Below are 22,554 nucleotides of genomic sequence, written 5' to 3'. Positions count from 1 at the left end.
AGCTAATTCAAATGACCGAGCAAAACAAGAGTTCCTTGCTCCCACGCGGCGTGGATGACGCCAACTTCCAGCAAGCGCTCAGCAAATTCCGCAAGCTGCTGGGCGAGGAGAACGTCCTGGTCAAGGACGAGCAACTGATCCCCTACGGCAAGATCATGATGGCAGTGGATAACGCCGAACACGCGCCGTCCGCCGCCGTCACCGCCACCAGCGTCGAGCAGGTGCAGGGCGTGGTGAAAATCTGCAACGAGCACAAGATCCCGGTGTGGACCATCTCCACCGGCCGCAACTTCGGTTACGGCTCGGCGGCACCGGGCCAGCGCGGCCAGGTGATCCTCGACCTGAAGAAGATGAACAAGATCCTCCACGTCGACCCGGACCTGTGCACCGCCCTGGTCGAGCCAGGCGTGACCTACCAGCAGCTGTACGACTACCTGCAGGAAAACAACCTACCGCTGATGCTGTCATTCTCCGCGCCGTCGGCCATCGCCGGCCCGCTGGGCAACACCATGGACCGTGGCGTGGGCTACACCCCCTACGGTGAACACTTCCTCATGCAGTGCGGCATGGAGTTGGTGCTGGCCAACGGTGATGTGTATCGCACCGGCATGGGCGGCGTGAAAGGCGACAACGCCTGGCAGGTGTTCAAGTGGGGTTACGGTCCAACCCTGGATGGCATGTTCACCCAGGCCAACTACGGCATCTGCACCAAGATGGGCTTCTGGCTGATGCCGAAACCGCCGGTGTTCAAGCCGTTCGAGATCAAGTTCGAGAACGAGACCGACATCGCTGAGATCGTCGAATTCATTCGTCCGTTGCGTATCGCCCAGGTCATCCCGAACTCCGTGGTGATCGCCGGCGTCCTCTGGGAGGCCTCGACCTGCAACACCCGCCGCTCGGACTACACCACCGAGCCGGGCGCGACCCCCGATGCCATCCTCAAGCAAATCCAGAAGGACAAGAACCTCGGTGCCTGGAACGTCTACGCCGCCCTGTACGGCACCCAGGAACAGGTCGACGTGAACTGGAATATCGTCACCGGTGCCCTGAAGCAATTGGGCAAGGGCAAGATCGTCACCCAGGAAGAAGCCGGCGATACCCAGCCGTTCAAGTACCGCGCCGAGCTGATGTCCGGCGTGCCGAACCTGCAGGAATTCGGCCTGTACAACTGGCGTGGGGGCGGCGGTTCCATGTGGTTCGCGCCGGTGAGTCAGGCCCGCGGCAGCGAGTGCGAGAAGCAGCAGGCGCTGGCCAAGAAGGTCCTCAACAAGTACGGCCTGGACTACGTCGGCGAGTTCATTGTCGGCTGGCGCGACATGCACCACGTGATCGATGTGCTGTACGACCGCACCAACCCCGAGGAAACCAAGCGCGCCAACGCCTGCTTTGCCGAACTACTGGATGAGTTCGAGAAGCACGGTTATGCCGTATACCGTGTCAACACAGCGTTCCAAGAGCGCGTGGCGCAGAGCTACGGTACCGTCAAGCGCAAGGTGGAGCATGCCATCAAGCGGGCCCTGGACCCGAACAACATCCTGGCACCGGGCAAGTCGGGCATCGACCTCGCCAACAAGTTCTAAAGGCACCAAGGCCTCGCTGGGGTGAACCCGGCGAGGCCTTTTCATGTGTGGGAAATATCATGCTTCGCAAGCAACTGCTCGCTGCCAGCCTGCTGCTGGCCTTGCCGTTGGTCCTGGACCAAGGCGAGGTTACCCAGGGCCAGTCCCTGTTTGCTGCCCAGTGTGGCGTATGCCACAGCACCGAAGCCGGTATGAATGGGCCCGCATGGCGCTGATCGAAAATGCATCGTCCGCTATCTGACAACCGTGGATACCGTTGAGCGGACGCAGCCGACTTTCCACCTGGTTGCCTCAACGATCAGCGGACCTTGAGGCCGCCACCTCTCGCGCCCATATTTGAGCGCATGACTCAGACACCTTCCCCGCCAACCTCCAGCGCAACGGCGCTGGCGGGATTTCACCCCGCCGTCGCGGCCTGGTTCAGTGCGACTTTCACGGCGCCTACGGAGGCCCAGGCGCAGGCGTGGCCGTTGCTGCGCGGCGGGCGCAGCACGCTGGTGGCGGCGCCGACGGGGTCGGGGAAGACGATCACAGCCTTCCTCGCCGCCATCGACGAACTGGTGCATGAGGGGTTGGAACAGGGCGGCCTGCAGGACCGCTGCACGGTGGTTTATGTCTCGCCGCTCAAGGCGCTCTCCAATGACATCCGCATCAACCTGGAGGAGCCGTTGGCCGGCATCCGCGCCGAACTGGCGCGCCAGGGGCTGGCAGATGTGCAAATCCGCACGGCCGTGCGCACCGGAGACAGCACCCAGGCCGAGCGCGATGCCATGCGCAAACGGCCGCCGCACATCCTGGTCACCACACCGGAGTCGCTCTACATCCTGCTTGGTTCCGACTCGGGCAGGGCGATGCTGGCCGGCTGCCGCAGTCTGATTGTCGATGAAATCCACGCAATTGCCGGCAGCAAGCGCGGCAGCCACCTGATGCTCAGCGTCGAGCGGCTGGAGGCATTGTGCGGGCGGCGGTTGCAGCGCATTGGCCTGTCCGCTACGCAGAAGCCGGTCGAGGCGGTTGCGCGGTTCCTCATGGGGCAGCGAGATGGAGCGGCGCTTCCCCCATCCGGAACTGGCGGGCGGGAGGCGTTTGGCTGCGCCATCGTCGACGTTGGTTACAGCCGCAAGCGCGATCTGGCGATCGAGGTGCCGCCGTTGCCGCTGGAAGCCGTGATCAGCAATGAGGTGTGGGAGAAGGTCTACGACCGCCTCGCCGAACTCGTAGTGCAGCACCGAACGACGTTGGTGTTCGTGAACACCCGGCGGTTGGCGGAGCGCGTGGCGAGGCATCTGTCCGAGCGGTTGGGCAATGCAGTGGTCGCCGCCCACCATGGCAGCATGGCGCGTGAGCTGCGCCTGGATGCCGAGCAGCGCCTCAAGCGCGGTGAGCTAAAGGTGCTGGTGGCCACCGCATCGCTGGAGCTGGGCATCGACATTGGCGAGGTAGAGCTGGTTTGCCAACTGGGTTCGCCGCGCAGCATCGCCGCCTTCCTGCAACGCGTTGGGCGTTCCGGCCACAGTGTGGGTGGCACGCCCAAGGGACGGTTGTTCCCACAATCGCGGGATGACCTGATCGAATGCGCAGCGCTGCTCGACTGCGTACGCCGTGATGAGCTGGACGCCCTGGTGATTCCCCATGCACCGTTGGACGTGCTCGCCCAGCAGATGGTGGCCGAGGTGGCGTTGCAGGAGTGGGGCGAGGACGAACTCTATCAACTGATGACCCACGCCGCGCCCTATGCCGACCTGCCGCGTGCCAGTTTCGATGCCCTGGTGAAGATGCTCGCCGAGGGCTACACGGGCCGTCGTGGCGTACGTGGCGCCTACCTGCACCGAGATGCGGTGAACCATCGCCTGCGCGGGCGCCGTGCGGCTCGGCTGACCGCCATCACCTCCGGCGGCGCCATCCCCGAAACCGCCGATTACAGCGTATTGCTGGAGCCCCAGGGGTTGACCGTGGGCAGCGTGCATGAGGATTTCGCGGTAGAGAGCATCGCCGGGGACATCTTCCAGTTGGGCAACCAGTCCTATCGCATCCTCAAGGTGGAGCCCGGGCGGGTGCGGGTGGAGGACGCCCAGGGCCAGCCGCCGACTATTCCGTTCTGGTTGGGTGAGGCGCCGGGGCGTAGTGATGAGCTGTCGGCGGGCGTGGCGCGTTTGAGGGGGGAGGTGGAGCGATTGCTCGGAGAGTCCGGGCAGGCTCGGGAATTCCCCACCCTCAGCCCCTCCCCCGAGGGGGGAGAGGAGCTATCCGAGCGCGCGGTGAGTTGGTTACGTGAGCAGATCGGCCTCAGCGAGGCGGCGGCGCGGCAGATAGTGGAATACCTGGCGCGGGCCAGGGCATCGCTGGGGGCCTTGCCGACGCAGCAGCGACTGGTGATGGAGCGCTTCTTCGACGAATCCGGCGGCATGCAGCTGATCATCCATTCGCCGTTCGGCAGCCGCATCAATCGCGCCTGGGGGCTGGCGCTGCGCAAGCGCTTCTGCCGCAGTTTCAACTTCGAGCTGCAGGCGGCGGCAACGGAAGATGCACTGATCCTTTCGCTGTCCACCAGCCACAGCTTTGCGCTGGATGAGGTCTGGCGCTACCTGCATTCCAACAGCGCTGAGCATGTGCTGGTCCAGGCGCTGCTGGATGCGCCGCTGTTTGGCGTGCGCTGGCGCTGGAACGCATCCACCGCCCTGGCTTTGCCGCGCTTCAGCGGTGGCCGCAAGGTGGCGCCGCAGATCCAGCGCATGCGTAGCGAAGACCTGTTGGCCAGCGTCTTTCCCGACCAGGTGGCCTGTCAGGAGAACCTGGTGGGCGAGCGTGAGATTCCCGATCACCCGCTGGTGGCGCAAACGCTCGACGACTGCCTGCACGAGGCCATGGACGCCGAGGGCTGGCTGGCCCTGTTGCGGCGCATGGAGAACGGCGAGGTGCAACTGGTCGCCCGCGACCTGCCGGCGCCCTCGGCCCTGGCGGGAGAAATCCTCAGTGCTCGGCCCTACGCCTTCCTCGACGATGCGCCGCTGGAGGAACGGCGGACGCAGGCGGTGCAGAACCGTCGCTGGACCGACCCGGAATCCGCGGACGATCTCGGCGCACTGGACGCCGATGCGGTGGCGGCGGTGCGCGAGGAGGCCTGGCCATTAGTGCGTGACGCCGACGAGATGCACGAGGCGCTGCTGGCGCTGGGCTGCGTCCGTGTGGATGAGTCGAGCGCCAATGCCGGTTGGGTCGACTGGCTGGCGAAGCTGGCCAAGACCCGGCGCGCCACCTGCCTGCACATAGAGCACAAGCCGGCGCTTTGGTTGGCGGCGGAGCGGCTGTGCCAGTTACAGGTGCTTTATCCACAAGCGGTGCTCAAGCCGGCCATCACCGCGCCCGAGGGCTTCACCAACCCTTGGGAAGCGGAGCCTGCGCTGCTGGAACTGGTGCGTGCCCGGCTTGGCGGCTTTGGCCCGTTGACTCTGGAGCGCTTGGCGGATGATTTGCTTCAACCATCCTCGGCCGTCGCTTTCGCCCTGGCCAGCCTGGAGCGCGAGGGCTATGTGCTGCGCGGTCGCTTTACCCCCGGCGCGGTGGAAGAGGAGTGGTGCGAGCGGCATCTGCTGGCGCGCATCCACCGCTACACGGTCAAGCGCCTGCGCCGCGAGATCGAGCCGGTGGAGCGGGCGGATTTCATGCGTTTCTTGTTCGACTGGCAGCGCGTCGCGCCTGCAGCGCAGGTGCGTGGCGCCGAGGCGCTGGCCGGTGTGTTGCGGCAGCTGGAAGGTTTCCAGGCGGCGGCTGGCGCCTGGGAGAGCGAGATATTGCCCAGCCGGGTGGCTGACTACGGCATCAACTGGCTCGACGACCTGTGCCGGGCCGGCCGAGTGGTCTGGTGCCGCCTGGGCGGGCGGGGCAAGGCGGCGGTGGGACCGGTACGCGGAACTCCCATCGTACTGTTGCCACGCAAGAGCCTGGGCCTGTGGCGTGCATGCCTGCTGGCTGCATCTGAGCCGCAGCTTTCCGCTCGCGCTGGACGGGTGCGCGAGGTGTTGGCGGCGCAGGGAGCGTTGTTCTTCGACGAACTGATGGACGAGGCGCACCTGCTGCGCAGCGAACTGGAGGATTGCCTGGGCGAACTGGTCGCCCTCGGCCTGGCCAACGCCGACAGCTTCGCCGGATTGCGCTCATTGTTGTTGCCGGCGGCCCGGCGCAGTCGCCACGACCGACGTGCGCGGCTGGCCCTGGCCAATATGCAGGACGCCGGGCGCTGGGCCCTGCTGCGCGGGCGCGCTGAGACGCCGCCAGGCAAGGTTCCGGCTGAGGCGCTGGAGCATGTGGCGCGCACCTTGCTCCACCGGTACGGCGTGGTCTGCTGGCGGCTGCTGGAACGGGAGGCCGACTGGCTGCCACCCTGGCGCGACCTGCTGCGGGTCTATCACCGCCTGGAGGCGCGGGGCGAAATTCGCGGAGGGCGTTTCGTAGCGGGGATATCGGGCGAGCAGTTCGCTCTGCCGGAAGCTGTTGGGCTGCTGCGCGAGATCCGCAAGCGGCCGGGGGAGGGGGCGTTGATCGGGCTCTGTGCGAGTGATCCGCTGAACCTCCTGGGCACCCTGCTCAATGGCACCAAGGTGCCGGCGCTGGCGGGCAATCGCCTGTTGTTCCGCGACGGCGTGCCGGTCGCCACGCTGGTGGCCGGCAAGGTGGCGCTGCTGCAGGAAGCCGATGCGCTCTCCTGCGCCCAATGGCGCGCCGCGCTGATCCGTCAGCCTGCTGCGGCACCGCTTGGCCAGCAATCGCGCCGAACACGCATGCCGTCGTGAGCGCTTGGCCTTACCGGTGGGAGCGAGTCCACTCGCGATGGGGCGAGACAGATCGATCGCCTCCCTTGCGAATGAATGCGCTCCCCCACAATCAGTGCATCTTTTCCTATGCTCCCTGCGGGACATCTTCATCGACGTGGTCGATGGTGGCGAGGATCTGTTCTGGAGCGCCCAGGGCAGGTGCCATGGTCCAGCGATCGAAAGCGTCGTTGCCAATACGCAACATACCGGAATGGGTGGCCTTGTCGCTGTCGACCTGCGGGTCGGGGTCGTAGAAACCGAGGCTACGGCGTAGATGTTCGATATCGGCTGGCGAACCCGTCAAAAACAACCAGCCGGGTGCTACTTTGTTGCGCTCGGCGTAGTCCTTCAGAGCTTGCGGTGTGTCCAGCTCGGGCTGCAGGGTTATCGAGTACATGAAAACCTCACGCCCGATGCGCTTGCCCAGCATTTTCTGCACCTGCAGGAGGTTCGCTGTAGCAGTTGGGCAGGTGCCCGTGCATGACGTATACATCATGTTGATGGCAACCACCTTGCCGCGTATCAGATCGTCGTAGAAGCGTACCGTCTTGCCCTCATGGGTCAGCAGTGACGGGTTCGGCAGCCGGCTGCGGCTGGTAGCCGTGTCGCGATTGTGCTTCGTCGCCTCGCCGATACTGCGCCAGGCGGCCCAGCCGAGCGTGGCGGCGCCGATCAGACCTGCACCGGCCAATAGATCTCTACGTGTGTTCATGGCGTTTCTCCGAGCCGGGCCTCACTGGTCATCGGCCTTGATGTCGAAGCGCAGCATCATCGCGTGGTCTTCATGGATCACGTTGTGGCAGTGCATTACGTACTTCCCCTGGAAGTCGCGGAAGCGCATCAACACTCTGATGGTCGTGGTCTGGTCGAGCACGAAGGCATCCTTGCGGCCACGCTCGTGCGGCGGGATAGGCACCTGGACGTCGTCGACGAACTTGGCAAGGATGATGCCCTCCTCGAGGTGGACATGGATGGGGTGGGACCAGCCACCGCCGGCTCCGATGAATTCCCAGACTTCGTAATCCCCCTTTTTCAGTGTCAGGCGGGGAGCAAATACGTTGACCAGTTGCTGGTTGATCATCCAGAGGCCGTTCTTGCGATCGAACTCCCAGCGTCGCACCGGTAGTTTGGCGATTTCTTCTGCGGTCGGCAGGTCCGGCATCGGCCGGAGGTACCTAGGAACCTGACTGACGTCCTGTGTTGGCGGGTAGCGGTCGACGATGAACTTCAGCACCCGCGTCCCGGGAGATCTCACATCCTTTGGCTTGCGAGTGCTTTCCTGGCGAAGCCGGTTGACCAGAAAGAGCTCGGTGCCGATCGGGTACCTGGAGAAATCCACCACGATGTCGGCGCGCTCGGCCACGCCGAGGCGGACCTTGCTCTGGTTGAAGAGTGCCTCGGGCAGCAGGTTGCCGTCGTTGGCGATGTAGGTGAATCGCTGCACGGTACCGCTCGAGTTCACCAGATAGAACTCGTAGAAGCGGCTGGGGCCGCTGTTGAGCAAGCGCAGGCGGTACTTGCGGGCGGCAACGCGCAGCACTGGCTCGATCTTGCCGTTGATGACTACCTTGTCGCCCAGCACTCCCTCCACGTGGAACTGGTCGTAGAACAACTGGCCATCCGGGAGAGGCGTAAAGCGCCGGTCACCAAAGGCCAACGGATAATCGTACGGATGGCCCGGCAACCTCAGCGCGCTCGGGTTGGGATCATCTTCCTGGCCTGAGTCGATGTGGTCGAAAAGGAAGTAGAACCCGATCAGGCCGCGATAGACGTTTGGCGCAGTGAAGTCCAGGGTGTGGTCATGGATGAACAGCGTTCCCAGGGCTTCGCGATAATCGCCGATGCCGTTCTGCAACTGGTCGTAGCCCGCGTAGATGTTGGGGTAGAAGTGGTCCTTGAAATGGCCCTTGCCCGCGAACGGCCCTGTTTTGTCGAGGGTTGGGCCTGCCTTGTTCCTGCTGTAGTAGTCCCCTGGGAAACCGTCGCTTTCCGAGCCGACGTGCAGGTTGTGCAGGTGGGTGGAGATTTCCGGGGTGCCGAAGCCGACGTGATCCGATGGCAGTTCGTTGTGGATGCGGCAAAGGATCGGCTTGCCATAGCGGGCGAAGATGGTGGCCGGCACGGTGGCGTCCGGGTTGCCTCCTCGGTACGCCCAGACCTTTTGTGGAGGCAGGTCAGGATGGGTAATCCACTGATTGTTCTCTACCACCTTCAGTTCATGGAGTGCCGGTGCGCCCCGCGCGGCGATCAGCTCATCATAGCGCTGGTGCGGCGACCGGCCGGCTTCACCCGCTGCGACATTGGCCTGCACGGTGGGGGCAGGGCTCAGCGCTGTGACGGGGGCGATCGGAGTGATTGCGGGGGGCAGTTCTTCCATCCATGGCCGGGTGGGTGGGCTGGGAGGAAAGATCGGTTGGGGGGTGGTGACCCATTCTTCGGGTTCGCTATCGCGGGACCAGGGGAGCAACGGAGCGGCGATTGCCGCCGCTGAGAGTTTCAGAAACGAACGTCTTTCTTTACCGATGGCTGCCGGTTCAGAAGGGTATGCCCGAGGTCTCCACTTCTTGCCTTTCATCTTTCATAACCACCTCCCCCCTCGCAGTTTTGCGCTTTCCGCATGCGATGAATGGTCGGCATCATGGATGCTTCTTGCTCAAGCGCAAGCTTGACGGTTACGGTCCTGCAGCTCGTTTTTCGAGAATGCGCACATCGTCATTACATGACTAAAGATCAGCACACGCGAAGGGTAAATGTCAGCGGTAAGGCGATTAGCCATCTTCGTCGGATTATTGATCAGGTGAACGCGGTCAAGCGCTGCAGGACTCGCGGGACGAATTGGCATGTGTTGGTGTTGTGTGTGGGGGCGAATGAGCTCGCACCCACCAGGTAATACGCCAAGCCAGGTCCTTGCTACAGATCTGTCCGTGCCTGTGTCCGGCCATTGAGTGCCGGCGGATCAGCCCTGGCGCTGACGCAACTGGATGAACAAGGCCTCGACCTTTTCACGTGCCCAAGGCGTCTTGCGCAGGAAGGCCAGGCTGGACTTGATGCTGGGGTCGCTTTTGAAACAACGGATATCGATGCGCTTGGCCAGCCCGTCCCAGCCGTAGTGCGCTACCAGTTCGTTGAGCAGTTTTTCCAGCGTGACGCCATGCAGCGGGTCTTTCGGTGTCTGGGTCATGGCGTGCCTTGATCAGTGGTTCGGAAGGAAGCCGGCAGCTTAGAGCAGCGACCGCGGCAAGGCCATTCCCGAATTACCGCCGGGCATGCTCTCGAACATAGGATGCACTGCCCAAGCTATCCGGGTAACTGCATGATATCGCTCATAAATTGACCCATCCAAGGTCAGCCCGCGCGGACTGTGGCTCTTGGCCATCGCCTTACAGGTTATCCACAGCTTCATCCACGGCCTTTGTGGGTAAGGGAACGCGCTGCTCAGCCCGAGTTGCCCCCGCCCAGGAGCGGTTTGAGCAAGTCGCACATGCTGCGCCAATGAGAGCCTTCCCAGTACAGGCGGTCGCAGTTGACGCAGATGAGGAAGCGCGAATAAAGCGCGCCTACGCGGGGCGGCACCCTTGGTCGGGCCAGTTCCGGGGCAATGTCGGAGAGCGGCCGGTTGCAGTGCAGGCAGAGGCTGAACGGCTTGGCGCTGCGGGCCAGGTCCAGTCGCTCGAACAGTTCGCGTAGCTGCAGCGCGGGTTTCAGGGCATGCACGTAGCAGCCGTGGCTGATGATTCGGCGCTTGAGCAGCTCGCGGTCCCGGGTCAGCACGATACGCCCTTGCTGGGCAGCGATCTCGGCGATCTGACTGTCTTCGAAGGTGTTGTCGTAGAGGGTATCGAAACCGCTCATCCGCAACAGGCTGGCCAGGCCGCCCAGGTGGGCATCGGCGATGAAGCGCAGCAGCCGCAGCGGCTGGGAGCGGACTTTGAGCAGCGGGCTGATGTCCAGAGTCTCGAACTTGGGATAGACGGCCACTCGGTCGCCATCGAGGATCAGCCGCTCGAAGCCTACGGATTCGCCATTGAGCAGCACCAGCTCCACTTCGGTGTGGGGCACGCCAAGGGCTTCGATCATGTGCTTGACCGTGGCTGCCCGCGCACAGGGGCAGGTGAAGGCCTGCCGCCGCCGTTCGGCGGGCAGGAAGTCGTTGAGCTCCTCATAGAAGCGGAATGTCGCGCTGACCATGCAGGAGAGTATAGGCAGTTGCACTCGCTCCTCCGCCCGAAGGCGGAGGAGGGCATGGGCGTTACTCCGGCTGGTCGACGTAGCGCAGGTAGGGCTTGAGGGTCTTGAAGCCCTGTGGATATTTCTTGTGTGCGTCTTCGTCGGACACCGAGGTGGGGATGATTACCTCATCGCCCGGTCGCCAGTTCACCGGGGTGGCTACGGTGTGCTTGGCATTCAGTTGCAGTGAATCAAGCAGACGCAGCACTTCGTCGAAGTTGCGCCCGGCGCTCATCGGGTAGACCAGCATGGCCTTGACCTTCTTGTCCGGGCCGATGATGAACACCGAGCGCACCGTGGCGTTGTCCACGGCGGTACGTGGGCCGGCGCTGGCGTTGGGATGAATCATGTCGTAGAGCTTGGCCACCACCAGGTTTTCATCGCCGATCAGCGGATAGTTCACCGCGCAACCCTGGGTTTCCTCTATGTCCCCCATCCACTTGCGGTGGTCGCTGACCGGGTCGATGGAGAGTCCCACTACCTTGGTATTGCGCTTGTCGAATTCGGGTTTGAGCCGGGCCATATAGCCCAGTTCGGTGGTGCAGACCGGGGTGAAGTCCTTCGGGTGGGAAAAGAGAATGGCCCACTTGTCACCGATCCACTCGTGGAAGTGCAGGGTTCCCTCAGTGCTTTCGGCGGTGAAGTCGGGGGCTTCGTCGCCAATGCGGATTGCCATGATCAACCTCCATTCTGGTGGCTGGCTGGGGGCCTGCCATTGTGGCGGCCACGGTTGCGGCCAGGCCTGCGCATGCGCCGTAGGTCGGCCGGGGATAGAAGTATAGGTCCGTGGCCCGAACCTGCCCGGCTGCCAGGGGATCAGTGGTCATGTGTCTCGCTCCGGGGCTGCTATGCCTACACGATGGAGGTTCGCAGAGCTGGAAGAGTGGCGGCCTTCTTCCCTGAAGTGGCCTCCGAACCGTGGACCGTCGCTCTGCAATCCGAACAGGAGCGAAATCATGGCTACTTTCATCACGCTGGCGAGTTTTACCGACCAGGGCATCCGCAACGTCAAGGGTTCCCCGGACCGTGCCGCAGCGTTCAAGGCAATGGCTGAACAGATGGGCATTTCCGTGAAGGCGGTTTACTGGACCGTCGGCAATTATGATCTCGTGTTGATCGTCGAGGGGCCAGAGGAGGCTGCCGTTACCTTGCTCCTGAAAACAGCTTCGCTGGGTAACGTCAGGACTCAGACGTTGCGCGGATATTCGGAGCAGGAGTTCCGCGGTTTTCTGAGCAGTATCACCTGACCCCGGGCATTTGCGGGCCGGGGGTGTCGCGAGTCACGCAACACCCCCGGCCAACTTGCGCGGGGCTTGTATCAGGCCGAAGCGGTCTTCAGCACGTACTGGCTGGTTTGCAGCACATCGATCTTGTCGAAGTCGATGAAGCGGTTGCAGCTGTCCATCATGGCGGCCAGGTTTTTCTGGAACTTCTCCTCGTCACCGACCGCGTCGAAGAACGCCATCGGATCGGTCATGGCGGCTGGCGGGAAGCATTCTTCGACGATTGCATCCAGCTGGGCCGCGCCATGGGTCAGGCGGCGTACCACCAGGTTCTGCACGTAGGCAAAGTTGTCTTGGGTATCGATGGCCACGCGAGTGTGATGGCCGCGCCAGATATCCAGCCAGGCGTCGCGAGTGAGGCGCGGTGGGCAGGTGAGGAAGGCGATCTGGGCGAAACCGTGGGTGCGCTGGCCGGGCGTAGTCGGGAAGCGGGTGTTGCGAATCGCCACCGACTCGGTCACCAGGTAGGCCGCCAGGCGGCTGGTGACGCCAGCCAGGATCTGGTCGAAGGGTTTGCGTACCTCGTCATTGGCGCTGTCGACCCAGAGCGACAGGGTGGCGTCCGGCAGCGGGCGGTTGTTTTCCTGGCGCAGGCCAGCGGCAGGGTCCACATCGGCATCCGCCAGGTTCACCTGCAGGCCGCGTCCGCCCAGGCTGAAAAGTTGTTCCGCTATCTCACCACGCAGGCTCTCGGAGAATGCCTCGCGGCTGGTCTGCTGGTAGCGCCAAAGGGTGTAGATGATTTTTTCCACTGTCAGGGGCCCTCGTTCGGCTGTTGTTGTGATCGGGCTGCCGGCGCACAGGCGCGCTCAGGCCCGCAGACCTTGCTCCGGGCGGCGCTGCGATACATCGTCTGATCAGACTAACGACCTGCCAACCGGGCACCGGATGAGCGGCTGGCTCTCGTGCGGTCGATTTGTGCAGGCGGTGCTAGCGTTAATGAAAAGGTGCGCCGGCCAGGGGGCTGCGTGCGCCCCGTGGGCAAGACCCACCGGCCGAGGCTGACCGGTGTTCCAGCAGCCGCTGCCGCTTCCGACGAATCCGCCGTTTCCCCGCGAAGCCTGTCCGGCCCCGTTGGGAGAGCTGTGACCTGCCGCTACAGGTTTGCCCCATTCCATGAACCCGCACGGAGGTGAACGCCATGTCCCGCACAACGCCTATCAGCCATTACCGAAACATCGGCATCGTGGCCCATGTGGACGCCGGCAAGACGACCACCACCGAGCGGGTGCTCTATTACACCGGCGTGAACCACAAGATGGGCGAGGTGCACGATGGCGCCGCGACCATGGACTGGATGGTGCAGGAACAGGAGCGCGGCATCACCATCACCTCGGCGGCCACTACGGCCTTCTGGACTGGCTCGCGCAAGCAGTTGGACAAATACCGCATCAACATCATCGACACTCCTGGTCACGTCGACTTCACCATCGAGGTGGAGCGCTCCCTGCGCGTGCTGGATGGTGCGGTGGTGGTGTTCAGTGGGGCAGATGGCGTGGAGCCGCAGTCCGAGACGGTGTGGCGCCAGGCCGACAAGTACCACGTGCCACGCATCGCCTACGTGAACAAGATGGACCGGGCTGGTGCGGACTTCCTGCGCGTGGTCGACCAGATCAAGCGGCGCCTCGGGCACACTCCCGTGCCGATCCAGTTGCCGATCGGCCAGGAGGAAGACTTCCAGGGCCAGATCGACCTGATCCGCATGAAGGCCATCTACTGGAACGATGCGGACCAGGGCGCCACCGTCCGTGAAGAGGAGATCCCCGGCGAGTTGCTGGAGGAAGCCCGTCGTTGGCGCAACAACATGATCGAAGCTGCCGCCGAGGCCAGCGAAGACCTGATGGACAAATACGTCGACGAAGGCGAGTTGTCCGAGGAGGAGATCAAGACCGGGCTGCGCATTCGTACTCTGTCCTGCGAGGTCGTGCCGGCCGTGTGCGGTTCGTCCTTCAAGAACAAGGGCGTGCCGCTGGTGCTGGATGCTGTGGTCGAGCTGCTGCCGGCGCCCACCGAAATTCCGTCGATCCGTGGCACTCACCCGGATGATCCCGAGCGCGAGGACGAGCGCCACGCGGACGACAACGAGCCTTTTTCGGCACTGGCCTTCAAGATCGCCACCGACCCCTTCGTCGGTACCCTGACGTTCATCCGAGTCTACTCCGGGGTTCTGAACTCCGGGGATGCAGTGCTCAATTCAGTGAAGGGCAAGAAGGAGCGGGTCGGCCGCATGGTGCAGATGCACGCCAACCACCGCGCCGAGATCAAGGAAGTGCGCGCCGGAGACATTGCCGCGCTGATCGGCATGAAAGACGTCACCACCGGTGACACCATGTGCGACCTGAACAAGCCGATCATCCTCGAACGCATGGACTTCCCCGAGCCGGTGATCTCCATCGCCGTCGAGCCCAAGACCAAAGCCGACCAGGAGAAAATGGGCATTGCCCTCGCCAAGCTGGCCCAGGAAGACCCTTCATTCCGGGTGAAGACGGACGAGGAAACCGGGCAGACGATCATCTCCGGCATGGGCGAGTTGCACCTGGACATCATCGTCGACCGCATGCGCCGTGAGTTCAACGTCGAGGCCAACACCGGCAAGCCGCAAGTGGCCTACCGCGAGGCGATCCGCAAGACCTGCGAACTGGAAGGCAAGTTCGTCCGCCAGTCCGGCGGTCGCGGCCAATACGGCCATTGCTGGATCCGCTTCGCCCCGGCGGACGAGGGCCAGGAAGGCCTGGCGTTTACCAACGACGTGGTCGGCGGGGCGATTCCCCGTGAGTTCATCCCGGCTATCCAGAAGGGTATCGAGGAGCAGATGAAAAATGGCGTGGTTGCCGGCTACCCGCTGCTCGGTCTCAAGGCCGCCGTCTTCGATGGCTCGTTCCATGATGTGGACTCCAGCGAGATGGCCTTCAAGATCGCCGCTTCCATGGCCACCAAGCAGCTGTCGCAGAAAGGCGGTGCGGTGCTGCTGGAGCCGGTGATGAAGCTGGAAGTGGTGACGCCTGAGGAATACATGGGCGACATCATGGGTGACCTCAATCGCCGGCGCGGGCTGATTCACGGCATGGACGACGGCATCTCCGGCAAGATCATCCGCGCCGAAGTGCCGCTGGGCGAGATGTTCGGCTACGCCACCGACGTGCGCTCCATGTCCCAGGGCCGGGCCAGCTTCTCCATGGAGTTTGCCCGCTACGCTGAAGCGCCGGCCAGCATTGCCGAGGCGATCGTGAAGCGGTCGAGTTGAGAGCGGAGGGCCGGCCTGCAGCCTGCTTTTGCGAATAAATCCCCACAGGGTAGGCGCCGCTTTGACTCGCCGGTGCCGGGGGTGAGGGACGTCAAACTCCGCACGGACCGGCTCCGTAGGTTGGGGCTGAGCTACGCGCAGCCCAATGATCCCAGGCCCACCGTGGCTCCGTTGGGCCTCGCTTCGCTCGGCGCCAACCTACGGCAGGGCTGCGGCCAACTTGCCGATTGAATTCGCCCCTGGGCCTGAAGCCAAAAGAAAACGGGCCCGAAGGCCCGTTTTCAATTCCTTACCGCCGCTGCTCAGGCCAGTCCGTTCTGTTTGCGGAAGTAGGGAATCACGTGCTCGCCGATATTCTTCAGGGTTTCCAGCTGGGCCCACTGCGGGATGGTGCCCATCTGGCAGATGAAGAGGATTTCGTCGGCGCCGGCGTCGATCAGGCGCTGCACATAGCCGATGCAGTCCTTCACGGTGCCGTAGGCATGGTTGGGGTTCATCATCGCCATGGTCGGGTCGGAGAAGTCCACGGCGACTTCCTCGGAAGCGAAGCGCGACTTGATCACCGCCTGGCCGTTGCCGTCGACGTAGGTGTCGTCCTTCCACTTCTCCGGGTCAGGACGTTCACCGCCGGCGTACCAGTAGGCCAGGGATTCCATGAAGTAGCGCTGGCCGCGGATGCCGATCTGGCGGGCCTGCTCGTTGTCGTCGAGGACGATGGCCGGGCACAGGGCGGCGATGTGGCGGTTGGGGCGGAAGCCAACCTGCTTGTTCTCGTCACGGTTGTCCCAGGCCTCGTGGTACACGGCGACCTTCTTGGCGATGTCTTCCGGACCACCGAAGCCCAGTACCAGGGCGCCCATGCCGCGACCACCGGCGTTCTTCAGCGACTCGGTGTTGGTGCAGGCCAGGTACATCGGCGGGTGCGGATCCTGGTAAGGCTTGGGATGGATCGGACGCTTGGGGATCTTCACGAAGTCGCCGTTATGCTCGATCTCGTCCTGCACGAACATTTTCGGGATCAGGTACATGGCTTCGTCGATCTGCGGCTGCAGGGTGGCCAGGTCATAACCGAAGGTGCCAGCCTCTTGCTGGGTACCGCCCTTGCCGACGCCGAAGTGCACGCGGCCCTTGGACAGCAGGTCGAGGGTGGCGATGCGCTCAGCCACCTTCACCGGGTGGTTCATCGCCGGTGGCAGGCAGACCACACCGTGGCCGATGCCGATGCGGTCGGTCTTGCCGGCGACGAAGGCCAGCATGGTCTCCGGTGCGGACATGTGGGAGTAGTTGGTCAGGGCGGTGTGTTCTACGCACCAGAAGGTGTCGAAGCCGAGTTTGTCGGCAAGTACGGCCTGTTCGACGGTTTCGTCGAAGATACGACGGTCGCCTTCGCGGCTGGAGTCGATCGTCTGGGCCTCGTAGATCAAGGAGAATTTCATGCGCGTTGTCCTTCTTGTTCTGGATTCAGTCGAACCTGGACTGCCCAGGTCTTGCGCGCATGTTGGGTGATCGGCGACGTGTCTGAATCCTCCAAACAGACTACTTGGAATGGGCTGCAAGCCCCGTCGTATGGCCTTTTCGCAACAACGAAAACGCCCGCGCAGAGGCGGGCGTCGTCGATGGTGCGGCGTGATCCCACAAAGGGAAAACCATTGTGTACGAGCCAGCTTGCTGGCCAATGGTGCCCTTGCGGCAGGGGGGCGGTCAGCGTCTCAAAGGAAGAAGTCGGTGCTGTCCAGGCCCATGCTCACGCCGCCGAGGTTGAGGGCATACTTGCCCGGGCAGTTGGCCACGTGGGCACGGCCTGTGTGGATATCTCGGAACGCGCGATTGATGCCGTGCGTGCGGAAGATGGTCGAGGCGCCGCTGTTGTACATCAGCGCTTCGACGGCCTGCGCGCACTTGTCCGGGACGATGGCCGAGTCGTAGCGCATCTTCACTCGCTCGGCCATGGTCAGCGACTCGCCGGCATTGGCGCGGTGCATCATCATCTCGAAGTTGCGTAGCAGGACCGTACGGCATTCGTCCACCGTAACCATGGCATTGGCCAGCGCGGTCTGGGCGCCCGGGTCCTGGATGATGCGGCGGCCATCGTTGACGCCCACGCGGCCTTTGTTGGCCTCGATGAACAGGTCAATGGCGCCTTGCAGCGCGCCGATGGTGGAGGAGGATACGGCACGCACGAAGATCTGCCCGAACGGCAAGCGGAACAACGGCGAAGTGTTCACCGCATTGCCAGGGCTGTTCTGCATGAAACCGTCGAGGGACCGGTGGGTGCGGTACTCGGGAACGAATACATCTTCCACCAGCACGTCGTGGGATCCAGTGGCTTCCAGCCCCATCACATTCCAGTTGTCGATGATGCTGTAGTCGTGACGCGGCACCAGGAAGGTGCGGTAGTCCGGCGCATCGCCTTCCTTCTCTGGTGGCACCACGGCACCGAGGAAAGCCCACTGGCAGTGCTTGCTGCCGGAGGAGAACCCCCAGCGTCCGCTCAGGCGGAACCCGCCGTCGACGCGGGTGACCTTGCCCACCGGCATATAGGAAGAGGAAATCAGCACGCTCGAGTCCTGGCCCCAGACATCCTGGGCAGCACGGTCGTCGAACAGCGCCAGCTGCCAGTTGTGGATCGCCACCACGCCCAGCACCCAGGCGGAGGACATGCAGCCTTCGGCGAGGGTCATCTGCACCTCGAAGAAGTCCTTCGGCTCCAGCTCGTAGCCTTCCCAGCGGGCAGGCTGGAGGATGCGGAAGAAGCCGGCTTCCTGGAAGTCGCGGATCGTTTCTTCGGGCAGTTGGCCATTCTGTGCGGCCAGGGGCGCGCGTTCGCGCAGCACCGGGACCAGTTCACGGGCACGTTGCTTGAGGCGCTGACGAATCAAGTCGTGGTCGAGCATGTTGTTGTTCTCCTGTTGAAGGCTTTTCCACCCATCGCGAGGCATTCAAACAACAGGCAACAAGACGGACATCCCTCAAACGGACCATATGCGAGTGCGCTCTATATGAGGACTGCTCTTCTGTGGGGGCGAATTCATTCGCAAAGGGTCGCGCAGCGGCCCCGCGGAAGTTCCAAGGCAGGCCGCTGGCCTGCTTTGCGAATGAATTCGCCCCCACATGTGTCAACGCTGCAACCCGCGCGGGACTAGTCCCCTCGGACGATGTTGCGCCCAGGTACCTTCGCAAGAATCGGCTCCACGAACCTCGTCCAGAACAACAAGAGGGCAGTGCGATGAGCCAGGCCGATCTGAAAAGCGAAATGCTCCAGGCGATGCGTCGTCTGGCCAAGTCCGTGACCATTATCACCACCAGCAACGGGCAGGAGCGTTTCGCCATGTCCGCCACGGCCGTGGACTCGCTGTCCACCGAGCCGCCATCGTTGCTCATCTGTGTGAACAAGACCGCCTCCCTGCATGCCGTGCTGGATGCCGGTGCGGATTTCTGCGTGAACATCCTCGGTCATGAGCAGGAGGAGCTGTCGCACCTGTGCAGCGGCCCGGTTAAGGGCGAGGCGCGTTTTCAGCGCGGCGACTGGCGCAACAGCGTCGACGGTATCCCGTACCTCGGTGACGCCCAGTCAGCGATCCTCTGCCGCCAGGACGGCAAGTTCAGCTACGGCACCCATACCATCTTCATCGGTCGCATCCAGCAGATTCACAACAGCACGCGTATCAGTCCGCTGGTGTACCTCGACGGCACCTACACCACCACCGCACCGGCGCCTTCGCTGGCGGCTGTCGGCTGAGAACGGGTCATGACGGCGATGGAGCAGCATCCGAACGCGCCTTTGCGAGTCGCCGATGCCAGGCAGGTGAAGTGGGACGACAGCGCCGACTTGCTGGTCGTCGGTTTCGGAGGCTCGGGTGTCTGTGCGGCCCTTGAGGCCCGTGGCCAGGGGCTGTCAGTGCTGGCGCTCGAGCGCTTTGCGGGTGGCGGCGCCACCGCGCGCAGCGGCGGTGTGGTCTATGCCGGCGGTGGTACGCCGCAGCAGGCCGATGCCGGCGTCGAGGATTCGCCCCAGGCGATGTTCGACTACCTTCAGCAGGAAGTCGGTGATGCCGTCTCCGCCGAAGCCTTGCGCGAGTTCTGCGAGCGTAGTCGTGATCACCTTGCTTGGTTGGAGCGCCAGGGCGCAGCCTTCGAGGGCAGCGTGCCGCCGGTGAAAACCTCCTATCCCAGCGACCAGTATTACCTCTATTACTCCGGCAACGAGACTGTGCCCAGCTTTGCCAGCCAAGCCAAGCCGGCACCTCGCGGGCACCGTGCGCTGGGTAGCGGCATGTCTGGCCGCAACCTCTACGCTCCGCTCAAGGCCAGCGCGCTGCGCCAGGGTGTGCGCTTGCGCACTCGCTGCGAAGTGCGCCGTCTGGTGGTGGACGGCAGTGGTCGCGTGGTTGGCGTAGAAGCCTGGCAGCTCCCGGCCGGTAGCCGTGCAGCCAAGCGCCATGCACGCTTGGCGCGTTGGACCGATGCGGTGCATCCCTACGCTCCGGCACTGGCCGAACGCCTGCGCCGCAAGGTGCGTGTGTTGGAGCTGGAACATGCCGAGCGACGCCTGATTCGTGCGGGCCATGGCGTGCTGCTCTCAGCTGGCGGTTTCGTGTTCAACCGGGCGATGGTCACGGTGCATGCACCGCGCTATCTCGACGGCCTGCCGCTGGGCACCAGCGGTTGCGATGGTAGCGGCATCCGCCTGGGCCACAGCTCCGGTGGCGCGATGGACCGCATGGAAAAGGTCAGCGCCTGGCGCTTCATCAATCCGCCGCTGGCCTGGGCCCGCGGGGTGGTCGTCAACGCCGCCGGACAGCGCTACTGCAACGAAGAAGTCTACGGCGCCAAGCTGGGCCACGCGATGGTGGAAGAGCAGGGTGGTCGAGCGATCCTCATCATCAACCGTGCATTGTTCAAGGAAGCCTTGGTGCAGATCGGGCCGGGCAAGGTCTGGTCGTTTCAGCGCCTGCCAGCATTGCTCAACCTGCTGTTCAACGCCCGCCGTGGCAACACCCTGAGCCAACTTGCAGAACGCACCGGCCTGCCGCGTGCCGCGCTGGAGCAGACGCTGGTGGCCTATAACGCCGCCGCCCGTGGCGAGCGTGAAGACGCCTGGGGCAAGTCACGTGGCTTTCTCGCCTCTCTGGAACGCGGGCCCTGGTATGCACTGGACCTGTCGTTCGACAGCAAGCTGTATCCGTGCCCGGTGATCACCCTCGGCGGCCTGCGCGTGTGCGAACAGAGTGGCCAGGTGCTGGATGACGCCAGTCAACCGATCCCCGGTCTCTACAGCGCCGGCCGCAATGCGGTGGGCGTCGCTTCCAATTTCTATGTATCCGGCTTGTCGCTGGCCGACTGCGTCCACTCCGGGCGCCGTGTCGGTGCCCATGTGGCAAGCCTCGTCCGTGCCGCCCAGGCGGCCCAAGGAGCACAACGATGAATCGAGTCGAAGGCAAAGTCTGCATCGTCACCGGCGCTGCCAGCGGGGTGGGCCGTGAGGACGCGCTGCTGCTGGCCCGCGAGGGCGCCAAGGTGGTGCTCACCGACCTCAACGATGAAGCCGGTCGCCAGGTTGCCGCCGAGATTGGCGCCAATGCGCTGTTCATCCGCCACGACATTTCCAGCGAGGCGGACTGGCAGAACGTCATCAAGACCACCCTGGAAACCTTCGGCCGTCTCGACGTGCTGGTGAACAACGCCGGCATTCTCGCCGTTGGCAGCATCGAGGACACCAGCCTGGAGCTGTGGCAGAAGATCCAGCGGGTCAACAGCGATGGCTACTTCCTCGGCTGCAAATACGCCATTCCGGCGATGAAAGACAGCGGCGGTGGCTCCATCATCAACATGTCCTCGGTGGCGGCATTGGCCGGCATGCCGATGTTCTGCGCCTACTCCGCCTCCAAGGGCGCGGTGGCAGCGTTGACACGCGCCGTGGCGCTGCACTGCAAGCATCAGGGCTATCGCATCCGCTGCAACAGCGTTCATCCGGACGGCATCAATACCCCGATGACCCAGGCCATTGGCGGTGTGAAACCGATTCCGCAGGAGGAGTTGGACAAGGACCCGATGAATCGCATGTGCGACCCGCGTGACATCGCCAACCTGGTGCTGTTCCTGGCATCGGACGAGTCGCGCTTCGTCAGCGGTGCGGAAATGCGCATCGACAATGCGCAGTTGATCAGCGGGATTTGATGGGGATCGAAGCATGGGTAGCGCCGAGCAACTGGCAATGACGATGGAGCCCCAGCAGTCCGGTGGTTTCCGGCTGGAAGTGGCCGAGGTGATCAACGAGACCCATGACAGCCGCTCGCTGGTGCTGCGTATCCCGTCGGGGCAGGAAGAGCGATTCCGCTACAAGGCGGGGCAGTTTCTCAGCTTTCGCGTGGATATCGGGGGTAAGCGACTGACCCGCTGCTATTCGATGTCCAGCTCGCCGGACTGCGACGCCTTGCCCAAGGTCACCATCAAGCGGGTGGACGGTGGGCGGGTGTCCAACTGGTTCAACGATCAGGTGAGTGCGGGCGACCTGCTGGATGTGCTGCCACCGGCAGGGCACTTCCATCTGCGGCCCGGCGAACATGACCTGGTGCTGTTCGGTGGCGGCTCGGGAATCACCCCGGTGTTCTCCATCCTCAAGTCGGCACTCAAGACCAGCCAGCGGCGCATCAAGTTGGTGTATGCCAACCGCGACGAGGCGTCGGTGATCTTCCGCGACGAGCTGCGCGCCATCGCCAAGGCCAACACCGAGCGCTTGGAAGTGGTGCACGTGCTGGACTCGGTACAGGGCTTCTTGAGCGAAGGTGAAGTGCGCCAGCTTGTGCGCGGGCATGCCGGCGCGGAGTTCTACATCTGCGGTCCGGGGCCTTTCATGGACACCGTGGAAAAGGCCCTCCTGGCTGCTGGCGAAGACACTGCTCGCATCCATGTGGAGCGCTTCGTCTCGCCGCCCGATCCGGACCAGGTCGTGGCCGAGGTGGAACCCGTCGATACGGATGCCGCTGCGGTCGAGAGCGTCTTCGTCGAACTGGATGGGCAGCAGCATGAAGTCAGCTGGCAGCCTGGCGAAACACTGCTGCAGAGCATGCGTAGCGCTGGCCTGGACGCGCCATATTCCTGCGAGGAAGGCTTCTGCGGCGCCTGCATGTGCAAGGTGGAGGAGGGCGAGGTGCGCCTTTCTCGCAACGATATTCTCAGCCCGGCGGAAATCGCCGAGGGTTGGACCCTGGCCTGCCAAGGCCGTCCGGCCTCGGCCCGGCTGAAACTGAAGTTCCCGGATTGACTGGGAGCTGCTGCCCCTTTGGGCTGCACTGAGCGTGTATGTCTGTGCCTTTATACCCGGCTTCGGCCGGGTATTTTTTTGTGCGGTCGGCAGCCTGCGCGTAGTCCCAACGGACGATCATCTCACCCATTCGGGTTAGGTACAC

Annotated in this window: 17 protein-coding genes; 9 read left to right on the top strand and 8 right to left on the bottom strand. The window is 63.6% G+C overall.

Annotated features, from left to right (window positions below):
* Window positions 1-11 precede the first annotated feature (11 nt).
* The 3 genes from OXH74_RS02645 (at window position 12) to OXH74_RS02635 (ending at window position 6,370) form a co-directional block, all read left to right on the top strand.
* Window positions 12-1,580: an FAD-binding oxidoreductase gene (locus OXH74_RS02645; RefSeq protein ID WP_215372718.1), complete on the top strand. Its 1,569-nt coding sequence runs from the start codon at window positions 12-14 to the stop codon at window positions 1,578-1,580.
* Window positions 1,581-1,639: 59 nt separating this feature from the next.
* The gene (locus OXH74_RS02640) at window positions 1,640-1,795 is read left to right on the top strand and encodes a hypothetical protein (protein WP_375739968.1); all 156 of its coding nucleotides are present in this window, start codon (window positions 1,640-1,642) and stop codon (window positions 1,793-1,795) included.
* Window positions 1,796-1,924: 129 nt separating this feature from the next.
* A complete protein-coding gene (locus OXH74_RS02635) occupies window positions 1,925-6,370 on the top strand; it encodes a DEAD/DEAH box helicase (protein ID WP_375739967.1) in 4,446 nt (1,481 codons plus the stop codon).
* Between the two features lie 106 nt (window positions 6,371-6,476).
* Here OXH74_RS02635 and OXH74_RS02630 read toward each other — a convergent pair whose 3' ends face one another.
* From OXH74_RS02630 to OXH74_RS02610, 5 genes are all read right to left on the bottom strand, one after another.
* The gene (locus tag OXH74_RS02630) at window positions 6,477-7,103 is read right to left on the bottom strand and encodes an SCO family protein (RefSeq protein ID WP_375739966.1); all 627 of its coding nucleotides are present in this window, start codon (window positions 7,101-7,103) and stop codon (window positions 6,477-6,479) included.
* Between the two features lie 21 nt (window positions 7,104-7,124).
* Window positions 7,125-8,768 carry a multicopper oxidase family protein gene (locus tag OXH74_RS02625; RefSeq protein WP_375739965.1) on the bottom strand — a complete coding sequence of 548 codons (1,644 nt, stop codon included), beginning with the start codon at window positions 8,766-8,768 and terminating at the stop codon, window positions 7,125-7,127.
* 579 nt (window positions 8,769-9,347) lie between these two features.
* Window positions 9,348-9,572 carry a VF530 family DNA-binding protein gene (locus OXH74_RS02620; protein WP_375739964.1) on the bottom strand — a complete coding sequence of 75 codons (225 nt, stop codon included), beginning with the start codon at window positions 9,570-9,572 and terminating at the stop codon, window positions 9,348-9,350.
* Between the two features lie 254 nt (window positions 9,573-9,826).
* A complete protein-coding gene (locus OXH74_RS02615) occupies window positions 9,827-10,579 on the bottom strand; it encodes a Mut7-C RNAse domain-containing protein (protein WP_375741708.1) in 753 nt (250 codons plus the stop codon).
* 61 nt (window positions 10,580-10,640) lie between these two features.
* Window positions 10,641-11,294 (bottom strand): peroxiredoxin, encoded by a 654-nt coding sequence (locus OXH74_RS02610; RefSeq protein ID WP_375739963.1) that lies wholly within the window; start codon window positions 11,292-11,294, stop codon window positions 10,641-10,643.
* Between the two features lie 280 nt (window positions 11,295-11,574).
* Between OXH74_RS02610 and OXH74_RS02605 the strand changes: the two genes are divergently transcribed.
* Window positions 11,575-11,865 (top strand): GYD domain-containing protein, encoded by a 291-nt coding sequence (locus tag OXH74_RS02605; RefSeq protein WP_375739962.1) that lies wholly within the window; start codon window positions 11,575-11,577, stop codon window positions 11,863-11,865.
* A 71-nt stretch (window positions 11,866-11,936) separates the two neighbouring features.
* Here the strand turns inward: OXH74_RS02605 and OXH74_RS02600 are convergent, their stop codons facing one another.
* On the bottom strand, window positions 11,937-12,653 hold the full coding sequence (locus tag OXH74_RS02600; RefSeq protein WP_375739961.1) for an EthD domain-containing protein: 717 nt from the start codon (window positions 12,651-12,653) through the stop codon (window positions 11,937-11,939).
* Window positions 12,654-13,042: 389 nt separating this feature from the next.
* Here OXH74_RS02600 and fusA point away from each other — a divergent pair, with 389 nt between their 5' ends.
* Window positions 13,043-15,145: an elongation factor G gene (gene fusA / locus OXH74_RS02595; protein WP_375739960.1), complete on the top strand. Its 2,103-nt coding sequence runs from the start codon at window positions 13,043-13,045 to the stop codon at window positions 15,143-15,145.
* Window positions 15,146-15,447: 302 nt separating this feature from the next.
* On the opposite strand, the gene OXH74_RS02590 is transcribed toward fusA, so the two are convergent.
* Window positions 15,448-16,581, bottom strand: a complete 1,134-nt coding sequence (locus tag OXH74_RS02590; RefSeq protein ID WP_375739959.1) for an LLM class flavin-dependent oxidoreductase — start codon at window positions 16,579-16,581, stop codon at window positions 15,448-15,450.
* Window positions 16,582-16,854: 273 nt separating this feature from the next.
* Window positions 16,855-18,039 (bottom strand): flavin-dependent monooxygenase, encoded by a 1,185-nt coding sequence (locus OXH74_RS02585; protein ID WP_215372693.1) that lies wholly within the window; start codon window positions 18,037-18,039, stop codon window positions 16,855-16,857.
* Window positions 18,040-18,371: 332 nt separating this feature from the next.
* Between OXH74_RS02585 and OXH74_RS02580 the strand changes: the two genes are divergently transcribed.
* The 4 genes from OXH74_RS02580 to OXH74_RS02565 are packed head-to-tail and all read left to right on the top strand — an operon-like array spanning window position 18,372 to window position 22,409.
* Window positions 18,372-18,884: a flavin reductase family protein gene (locus OXH74_RS02580; RefSeq protein ID WP_215372691.1), complete on the top strand. Its 513-nt coding sequence runs from the start codon at window positions 18,372-18,374 to the stop codon at window positions 18,882-18,884.
* Window positions 18,885-18,893: 9 nt separating this feature from the next.
* Window positions 18,894-20,570, top strand: a complete 1,677-nt coding sequence (locus OXH74_RS02575) for an FAD-binding protein (protein ID WP_375739958.1) — start codon at window positions 18,894-18,896, stop codon at window positions 20,568-20,570.
* Window positions 20,567-21,322, top strand: a complete 756-nt coding sequence (locus tag OXH74_RS02570; protein ID WP_375739957.1) for a glucose 1-dehydrogenase — start codon at window positions 20,567-20,569, stop codon at window positions 21,320-21,322. Before OXH74_RS02575 ends, OXH74_RS02570 begins: the two co-directional genes overlap by 4 nt.
* A 13-nt stretch (window positions 21,323-21,335) precedes the next feature.
* Window positions 21,336-22,409 carry a 2Fe-2S iron-sulfur cluster-binding protein gene (locus OXH74_RS02565; RefSeq protein ID WP_375739956.1) on the top strand — a complete coding sequence of 358 codons (1,074 nt, stop codon included), beginning with the start codon at window positions 21,336-21,338 and terminating at the stop codon, window positions 22,407-22,409.
* Window positions 22,410-22,554 lie beyond the last annotated feature (145 nt).

Source organism: Metapseudomonas boanensis, assembly GCF_042232855.1.
Lineage (GTDB): Bacteria > Pseudomonadota > Gammaproteobacteria > Pseudomonadales > Pseudomonadaceae > Metapseudomonas > Metapseudomonas boanensis.
This window is presented reverse-complemented; position numbering and strand designations above follow the sequence as displayed.